This is a genomic window from Angustibacter aerolatus, from assembly GCF_054776675.1.
In genome coordinates this window covers 1-5,751 of sequence record NZ_BAAHBM010000135.1, presented here as the reverse complement: position 1 = coordinate 5,751, position 5,751 = coordinate 1, and the positions used below count along the sequence as shown (strand labels likewise).

General features: G+C 73.7%; 4 protein-coding genes and 1 pseudogene. 2 read left to right on the top strand and 3 right to left on the bottom strand.

Going from position 1 to position 5,751, the window contains the following annotated elements; all coding sequences use genetic code 11:
- A partial coding sequence (locus ACYVI6_RS17850) for a lysophospholipid acyltransferase family protein (RefSeq protein ID WP_460447654.1) occupies positions 1-1,034 on the top strand: 1,034 nt, incomplete at its 5' end.
- Between the two features lie 9 nt (positions 1,035-1,043).
- Here the strand turns inward: ACYVI6_RS17850 and ACYVI6_RS17845 are convergent.
- The gene (locus tag ACYVI6_RS17845) at positions 1,044-1,916 is read right to left on the bottom strand and encodes an NAD(P)H-binding protein (protein WP_460447653.1); all 873 of its coding nucleotides are present in this window, start codon (positions 1,914-1,916) and stop codon (positions 1,044-1,046) included.
- 90 nt (positions 1,917-2,006) lie between these two features.
- On the opposite strand from ACYVI6_RS17845, the gene ACYVI6_RS17840 reads away from it, so the two are divergent.
- Positions 2,007-2,711 carry a TetR/AcrR family transcriptional regulator gene (locus ACYVI6_RS17840; protein WP_460447652.1) on the top strand — a complete coding sequence of 235 codons (705 nt, stop codon included), beginning with the start codon at positions 2,007-2,009 and terminating at the stop codon, positions 2,709-2,711.
- A gap of 216 nt (positions 2,712-2,927) precedes the next feature.
- On the opposite strand, the gene ACYVI6_RS17835 is transcribed toward ACYVI6_RS17840, so the two are convergent.
- Together ACYVI6_RS17835 and ACYVI6_RS17830 are read right to left on the bottom strand one after the other, a co-directional pair.
- Positions 2,928-4,964, bottom strand: coding sequence for a M4 family metallopeptidase (locus ACYVI6_RS17835; protein WP_460447655.1), 2,037 nt, complete (start codon positions 4,962-4,964; stop codon positions 2,928-2,930).
- Positions 4,965-5,259: 295 nt separating this feature from the next.
- Positions 5,260-5,751: pseudogene (locus ACYVI6_RS17830) on the bottom strand (hypothetical protein); the annotation flags it as partial.

The following is a 5,751-nucleotide window of genomic DNA, read 5'->3' as shown; positions in this document are numbered from 1 at the left end:
CGCAGCCGGCCGGCCCCGGGCCCCTGCACGCCCCCGACGCCGGCCACGAGCCACCGCAGCACGAGACGTCGCACGAGCCGAGCGCCCCGCACGCCGACGCCCAGGCCGGGTCCGCTCCGTCGCTGCCGCCGGCGCTCGCGGCCGTGCTCGAGACGCTCGTCGAGGCGCTGGTCGCGGAGGGTCGGCGCGCGGGGGTGGTCGACGCCGACCGCCGCGTGGCGCAGGCGCTGGCGTTCGTGCGCCGCCGGCTGTCCGGTGACTACGAGGTCGACGAGTTCGGCTTCGACGCCGAGCTGACGCAGGTGCTGCTGCCGCTGCTGCGCCCGCTGTACCGCAGCTGGTTCCGCGTCGAGGTGCGCGGCATCGCGAACGTCCCGACCGAGGGCGGCGCGCTGCTGGTCGGCAACCACTCGGGCACCCTGGCGCTCGACTCCCTGATGACGCAGCTCGCCGTGCACGACGAGACGCCCGGCAACCGGCACCTGAAGATGCTCGGCGCCGACCTGCTGTTCCAGACGCCGCTGCTCGGCGAGCTGGTGCGCAGGACCGGCGTCACGATGGCGACGCAGCCGGACGCCGAGCGGCTGCTGCGGCGCGGCGAGCTGGTGGGCGTGTGGCCCGAGGGGTTCAAGGGCGTCGGCAAGCCGTTCCGCGAGCGCTACAAGCTGCAGCGGTTCGGCCGCGGCGGCTTCGTGTCGGCGGCGCTGCGCACCGGCGTCCCGATCGTGCCGGTGTCGATCGTGGGCGCCGAGGAGATCTACCCGCTGATCGGCGACGTCCCCTCGCTGGCCCGGCTGCTGGGCTGGCCGTTCGTGCCGATCACACCGACGTTCCCGTGGCTCGGTCCGCTCGGGCTGATCCCGCTGCCGAGCCGCTGGATCATCGAGTTCGGCGCGCCGATCGAGACGTCGGGGCACGACGAGGGCGCCGCCGACGACCCGATGCTGGTCTTCGACCTCACCGACCAGGTGCGCGAGACGATCCAGCAGACCCTGTACGCCCTGCTGTCCCAGCGCCCGTCCGTCTTCTGGTGACGCCGGCCGCTACCTGACCGGGCGGTCGGCCAGCAGCCCCTCGAGCACGGTGGCGACGCGCGTCGCCGGGCGGCCGATCACCCGCTCCAGCGTCGGGTCGGTGACGGCGAACTCGCCCCGGCGCGAGGCGCGGAACATGCCGAGCGTGAACTCCGCGGCGGGCGCGGGCATCCCCGCGGCGACGGCGCCCGCGACCCACGCGTCGTCGTCGACCACGACCCGCTCGAAGCGGCGGCCGGTGAGCTCGCCGAGCATCGCGGCGACGTCGGCGAGGTCGAGCGCCTCGGGTGCGGTGAGCGGCGCGGTGACGCCGTCGAGGAGCCCGTCGGTGGTGAGCGCCGCGACGGCGGCGTCGGCCAGGTCGTCGTGCGCCGTCCACGACACCGGGCCGTCGGCGGGCAGCGCGAAGCGTCCGGTCGTCATCGCGTCGCCGACGTACCAGCCCAGCGTGCTGGCGTAGAACCCGTTGCGCAGCGCGGTGAACGGCGTGCCCGCCTGCGCCAGGTGCTGCTCGGTAGCGGCGTGCACGAGCTGCGGCGCGAAGAGCGAGTCGGGTGAGGCGGCCTGGTGGCTCGTGTAGAGCACCCGGCGCGCGCCGGCGGCGACCGCGGCCTGGACGGCGGCGACGTTGGCTCCGGCCGCCTGCGGCCCGCGGATCGAGGCCGACACCACCAGCACCTGGTCGGCGCCCTCGAATGCCGTGGCGAGCGTCGCCGGGTCGGTGAAGTCGCCGCGGCGCACGCGCACCCCGCGGTCGGCGAGGGCGGCGGCGGACCGCGGGTCGGTCACGCTGACCCCGAGCTCGGCGGCAGGCAGCCGCTCGAGCAGGCGCTCGACGATGCGCGAGCCGAGCTGGCCGGTGGCGCCGGTGACGACGATCATGTGGTGCTCCCGGGGTGGTTACCAGTGGTACGCCCCAGACGTTAGCACCGATTGTTAGCAACGGCAGCAGGGCGCTGTTATCGTCGGTCCGTGCCCACGACGACGCGTGACGACGTCCGCCAGGCCGTGGTCGAGGCCGCGGTGCTGCTGCTGCGCGAGGGCGGGGTGCGAGCCGTCACCACCCGCGGCGTCGCGCAGGCCGCAGGAGTGCAGGCGCCGACGATCTACCGCCTGTTCGGCGACAAGGACGGCCTGGTCGACGCGGTCGCCGAGCACGTGATGGCGACCTACGTGAGCACGAAGGCCGATGCGCCGGAGACGGACGACCCGGTGGCCGACCTGCGAGCGGCCTGGCAGCGGCACGTCGACTTCGGCCTCGCCAACCCCGAGCTGTCGGCGCTGCTGAGCTCCCCTGGACGTCGCACGCCCTCGCCCGCGACCGCCGCCGGCATCGCCGTGCTGCGCACCCGCCTGCACCGCCTGGCGGCCGCCGGCCTGCTCCGCGTCGACGAGGAGCGCGCCGTCCAGCTCGTGCACGCCGCCGGCACCGGCGCCGTCCTCGCCCAGCAGCACGCGCCCGAGGGCACCCGCGACCCCGGCCTGCCCGACGCCGTGCTCGAGGCCGTCCTCGCCGCGATCCTCACCGACGCCCCACCCAGCCGGCAGGACGACGTCCGGACCCTCGCCATCACCTTCGCCACGACCGTCGACGACCTCCCGGCCCTCACCCCTGCCGAGCGCACCCTCCTCCGAGAGTGGCTGCACCGAGCCACCACGGCGCAGACAGCCACCTGACGAGCTACCCCGTACCCGACGAGCCAGGACGAGCGAGCGGGCGGTCACCGGCACCGGACGGGGAGAGGGCGCACGCGGGGAGACCCGAGGTCGTACGGGGCCGTGCAAGGACGATGCGGTCGGAACCTGAAAGCGGCCACCCCGGACGAAGGCCCAGGAACAAGGAACCGGCCCGCCCCCAAGAGAGGAGACGGGCCGGAACCAGAGAAGGAAGAGCTACCCGTTCGTGACAGAGGTGTCGTCCACCACGAAGCTCGTCTGCAGCGAGGAGTCCTCGGACATCAGGAACTTCACCGACACCGACTTGCCCTTGTAGGCGCTGAGCGAGAACGACTTCTGCGTGTACGTGGAGTTCGCGTTCACGTTCGAGTACGTCGCCAGGGTGGTGGTCGTGCCGCCCGAGACCACCTGCACCTTCATGGTGTCGTAGGCGGTGCTGCCGCTCTCGGCGGTGTCGGTGCGCAGCCAGAACGACAGGGTCGGGGCGGCGGCGGTGGAGGCGACGGTGACGGTCTGCGACTCGTTCTCGGTCGAGGTCGAGCCGTTGCCGCCGAGCCACAGCTTCCAGGAGCCGGTGCGCGCGGGGCGACCGGTGTTGTTGGTGATGGGTCCGGAGGTACCGGTCCAGCTCGTGGCGCCGGACTCGAAGCCCGGGTTGGCGAGCAGGTTGCCGGTGGTGGGCGGCGTCGGGTCGGTGCCGCCGCCAGAACCGCTGCAGGAGTACGAGCCTGCGGGCACGGAGAGCGCCGTCCACGCCGTCTGGACGCCGGTGCACTGGGTGCTGCTGGCGCCGTAGAGGTCCGTCGCCGCGCGGATCGAGGCGTCGCGGGCCTGCGTGTAGGTGGTGGTGGAGGTCATGTACGTCGTCAGGGCGCGGTACCAGATCTTCTCGGCGGCGGCCCGACCGATGCCGGTCACGGTCGACCCGTTGCAGGTCGGGCTGTTGTAGGCGACGCCGTTGATCGTCTTGGCGCCCGAGCCCTCCGAGGCCAGGTAGAACCAGTGGTTGCCGACCCCGGACGAGTAGTGCGGGTCGAGGTTCTTCGTGTTGGTGCTCCAGCAGTCGGGCGTGGAGCCGTCCTTGCTGGGCTTGTCCATGTAGCGCAGCGGCGTGCCGTTGCCGTTGAGGTCGATCTTCTCGCCGATCAGGTAGTCGCCGACGTCCGAGCTGTTGTTGGCGCTGAACTCGACGGCGGTGCCGAAGATGTCGCTGGTGGCCTCGTTCAGGCCGCCGGCGTCGCCGGTGTAGGCCAGGCCGGCGGTGGCCTCGGTGACGCCGTGGCTCATCTCGTGGCCGGCGACGTCGATCTCGGTCAGCGGGTCGGCGTTGTTCGCGCCGTCGCCGTAGGTCATCTGGGTGCCGTCCCAGAAGGCGTTCTCGTAGTTGTTGCCGTAGTGCACGCGTGAACGGACGCCGCGGCCGTCGGCGAAGATGCCGCTGCGGCCGTGGGTGTTCTTGTAGTAGTCCCAGGTGAGCTGCGCGCCGTAGGCGGCGTCGACGGCGGCGGACTGCGCGTTCGCCGTGGTGCCGTCGCCCCACACGTCGTCTGCGTCGGTGAACAGCGTGCCGTTGCCGGACGTCGCGTGGTTCAGGTTCGTCGTCGTGCCGCTGCCGCGGGCGGTGTCGGTCATCGAGTACGAGCTGGCGCCCTTGGTGGTGCCGATGGTCACGGTGCCGGAGTAGATCGAGCGCCCGCTGCCGGTCTCGATCTCGTCCCAGCTGGCGAGGGTGCGGCCGCTCGTGGCGTCGACGACGGTGTGCAGCCGGCTCGGCGTCTGATCGGCTCGCACGCCCTCGGTGACCACGTCGTAGGCCAGCACCGGCTTCGCGCCCGCCGCGTAGACGACGAGCTCGGCGGCGCCGTCGGTCGGGGTGTAGCGCGCCTTCTCGCGGCCGGCGGCGAGGGCGCTCGACCGGCTGACGCCAGGCGTCGTGGAGGTGACGGCGACGCGGCCGGAGCCGGCCCGGTCGACACCGCGGACGGCGCCGCTCTTCGCCTCGTGCACGACGAGGTCGCCGCCGATGACGCGCAGCCCGTCGAAGGTGCGGGTGTAGCGGACGTGCGTGGTGCCGTCGCGGTCGCTCACGACGTCGCGCACCTGCAGCGCCTCGCCGCTGCCCAGCCCGAGGGCCCGGCCCACGGCGGCGGTGCGGGTGCGGGCGTCGGCCAGCGCGGCGGTGTGGGCCCGCACCGACGGGGACGTGCCGGGTTCGCCGGACGTGCTGGCCGCCGTGGCGCCGGTGGGCACCATCGCGACGCCGGCGGCCGTCAGCACGGCCACCGCCCCGATGCTCGTGACTCGTCTCAACTCAGGATCTCCTCGGGCAGTGGGCACGCCGGGTCGGGGGTGCCGCGAAGTGGGATGGAACCTGCGTCGGCCCGGCCTGCCGTCGGGGTCGGACGACCACCCGGGGGGACGGGCAGACCCTCGTGTCCTGGTTGCAGGCAGCGCAAGAGTTGACAATCGCGCCCGGCATGTGCGGTTGGTCGGACTTGACCCGTTCTTGGTCGAGATTTTCCCGGAGCCCGGCCGGAGGACCGGTCGGTCAGCCGATGCAGATGCCGCCGAGGCCGACGACGCACCCGCTGGACGTCGGGCTGCCTGACGACGAGGAGCTGGTGGTCGAGGGCAGCGGCAGGTGCACGCTCGGCCCGGTGATCGTCACGCCGCCGAGCGTGACCGACGCCGGCGGCACGGTGACCACCGGTCCCCGGTCCCCGGTCGTCGTCGGGTCGGGCAGGTTCACGCCCACCGACGGGACGGCGACCCCGGCGCCCGGGGCCGACACGGTCACTCCCGGCACGCGCACGGCGACCGACCGGCTGGACGTCGTCGACGCGCTCGCGGGTCCCGGCCCGGCCCGGCCGGTGGCAGCGGGTCGCGTCGAGGTCGACGCCCCGGCCTCGACGTCGTCCCCGCCGGTCGACCCGTCGGCCCGGTCGTCGGTCGCGAGGTCGACGGCGCGGGCGGCGACGCCGGCCGCCTGCACCGGCTGCACCCTGTGCCCGGTGGCGGCGAGGGCGAGCGCGAGCACGAG

Bases quoted from the DNA above. Each gene is read 5' to 3' on its own strand.
- ACYVI6_RS17845 (WP_460447653.1), bottom strand. From the start codon at position 1,916: ATGATCGTCGTCACCGGCGCCACCGGCCAGCTCGGCTCGCGCATCGTC.
- ACYVI6_RS17835 (WP_460447655.1), bottom strand. From the start codon at position 4,964: ATGGTGCCCACCGGCGCCACGGCGGCCAGCACGTCCGGCGAACCCGGC.